The following is a 2,177-nucleotide window of genomic DNA, read 5'->3' as shown; positions in this document are numbered from 1 at the left end:
GCCCAGCCCGCAGGAGCCCTGCCATGAGTCGTGACCGTCGCGGTTTCCACTATGCCTTGGAACCGGTACGCAGCAAGACCGGCTGGGAGCTGGATCAGGCGATCAGCGAGCTGGCACGCATCAACCAGGCGCAAGCGGCGCAGGCACGGCAGCTGGATACGCTGCACCAGGGCTATGCGCAGGCCCGCGCGGCGGCACAGGCACAGCGGGTGCAAAACGCGGCCCTGCATATCGACGCGCAGCGGCTGGCCTATGGCTATATGAGCCAGCTCAAGCAGCAGCTGGTGATGGCACAGCAGCAGCTGAGCGAGTTGGAACAGGAACAAACCGAGGCCATGGACCAGCTGAACCGGCTGCGCCGCTTCGCCGACAACCTCGATCGCCACCGTGACGAAGCCGGTCGCGAACACGATCTGCACCTGGCCAAGCAGGCCAGCTTGCAGGCTGATGACGCCTGGCTGCAACGCAATTACCGAAAGAAAACGCCATGAGCACGATTCCTGCCTATTTACTCAAGCCGGCAGCCGGCCCGAACCCTTCGCAGCCCGGCCAACCCGGCGGCAGCCCCTCCTGCCACGCGCTGGCCAATCAGCAAGGCAGCTGGCTGCGCCAGATGGAACTGGCCGAACTAGCCGCCATGCAACAGGTGGGCGAGGTCAGGCTGGGCGACGACGGCCCGGCACGGCCAATCAGCGCCAGCCTGACCCACCATGCCGCCCCGACGCCGCAGCAACAGGCGAACGCGCATCGGCAGGCGGCACGCGATAGATCGGACCAGCCAGTACCGCCAGCTACATCGCCGCGCCCGGCCCAGCCCGCAAGCCATGCAGACACGACAAGCGACCACCTTGACCGCTTAGTCGGCGCATCCAGTGCACCGGCTCCAGCGCAATTCATCGCGGTGGCGGCCCGGATGCCAACGGCCGCAGCCGTAAGCGCGCACACCCAGGCGCCCGAGATTGCCGAGCCCGCCACAAGCGCCAGCACGCAAGCGCAGCCCATGGCTAGCGCAGACCAACCCGCTAGCCGGACTGGCACGGCAACACCAGAACCAGCGCCGGTCGCCGTCGAACAACCTTCGCTCAACCAAGCAGCCCAGCCCGCGTTGCCCCAAGCGAGTGCCGCGCCGAGCCAGCCAGCCACCAGCGCCATGCCGCGAGTGGCCAGCAATGCTGATGTACCGGAAACCAGCGATCTGCGCGCCGCTTCTACCACCCGCCCCCTGGCCCAACGTGGCCAACTCGCGCAAATCGGCAATCCGGCCAAGCTCGCCCAGGGCGAAACCGAATCGGCCAGTGAGTCCACCGCCAGCGAGACAGCCGAGCCAGCACATGCCTCGCTGGCCGAGCCGGCCGATTGGCAAAAACGCCTGATGCATCTGCAAGGCAAAGACGAGCAGGTGCAGGTATGGCTGCGCGATCCGGCCGTGACTGGCCATGCCACCCAGACCCTGGTGTATCGCCTGCTCGGCGATCTGGCCGAAGCCGGCCTGCGCCTGCGCAGCCTGACGGTGAACGGCAAGCTGGCGTTCCGCGCACCGACAGGCAAAAACCCACCAGGCAACACGCTGTTGAATCCGGCTACCGGCGCCAGCGAACCCCTTACATCCCTCCAGGAGGCCCGCCATGGCGCTTAATTCCGTCACCCCCGTCAGCAGCGCCAATCGGCAGGCCGGCAATATCAGCCAGCAGGACTTCCTGCGCATTCTGCTGACCCAGCTGACCGCACAAGACCCACTCAAGCCGATGGACAACTCCGCCTTTGTGGCGCAGCTCGCCCAGTTCTCGCAGCTGGCGCAAACCCAGGAGATGTCGGCCAGCCTTAATCAGTTGTTGGCGGTACAGACCGGCACCCAGTCGGTCGACCTGCTCGGCCGCACCGTCAGTGTGTTCAGTGGCAACAACTTCGCCACCGGCAAGATCACCGATGTGTCGGTCAGCGGCAATGCGCCAAGCTTCACCGTCCACCCGGCTACCGGCCAGGACCTGACCGGTATCACGGTCAACCAGATATTCGACATCCGTTGAGGAAGCGCAGCCGCCATGGCCATCTCGACGCCCACCTCCGGCCCCGGGAAACCCGGGGCTGAAACGATAGTGAGTGAGCGACGCATGTTTTGCTGTTTGATTCCGCCCCCCGCCCCGCCGCCGCGGGGGGCCCGACGGGTGGCCGGTTAA

Annotated in this window: 3 protein-coding genes; all 3 read left to right on the top strand. The window is 66.2% G+C overall.

Going from position 1 to position 2,177, the window contains the following annotated elements:
• Positions 1-23 precede the first annotated feature (23 nt).
• The 3 genes from ACE3OH_RS21790 to ACE3OH_RS21780 are packed head-to-tail and all read left to right on the top strand — an operon-like array spanning position 24 to position 2,027.
• Complete coding sequence (locus tag ACE3OH_RS21790; RefSeq protein ID WP_374358257.1) at positions 24-491, top strand: hypothetical protein; 468 nt, start codon at positions 24-26, stop codon at positions 489-491.
• Positions 488-1,636 (top strand): hypothetical protein, encoded by a 1,149-nt coding sequence (locus tag ACE3OH_RS21785; protein ID WP_374358254.1) that lies wholly within the window; start codon positions 488-490, stop codon positions 1,634-1,636. Before ACE3OH_RS21790 ends, ACE3OH_RS21785 begins: the two co-directional genes overlap by 4 nt.
• A complete protein-coding gene (locus ACE3OH_RS21780) occupies positions 1,626-2,027 on the top strand; it encodes a flagellar hook assembly protein FlgD (protein WP_374358251.1) in 402 nt (133 codons plus the stop codon). Before ACE3OH_RS21785 ends, ACE3OH_RS21780 begins: the two co-directional genes overlap by 11 nt.
• The last annotated feature ends 150 nt before the right edge of the window (positions 2,028-2,177 follow it).

The sequence above is a fragment of the Chitinimonas sp. genome (assembly GCF_041904975.1).
Lineage (GTDB): Bacteria > Pseudomonadota > Gammaproteobacteria > Burkholderiales > Chitinimonadaceae > Chitinimonas.
The sequence above is the reverse complement of the archived record's forward strand: the minus strand, read 5'-3'. Positions and strand labels throughout refer to the sequence as shown.

Coding starts and splice junctions, on each gene's coding strand:
- ACE3OH_RS21790 (WP_374358257.1), top strand. CDS start 24: ATGAGTCGTGACCGTCGCGGTTTCCACTATGCCTTGGAACCGGTACGC.
- ACE3OH_RS21785 (WP_374358254.1), top strand. CDS start 488: ATGAGCACGATTCCTGCCTATTTACTCAAGCCGGCAGCCGGCCCGAAC.
- ACE3OH_RS21780 (WP_374358251.1), top strand. CDS start 1,626: ATGGCGCTTAATTCCGTCACCCCCGTCAGCAGCGCCAATCGGCAGGCC.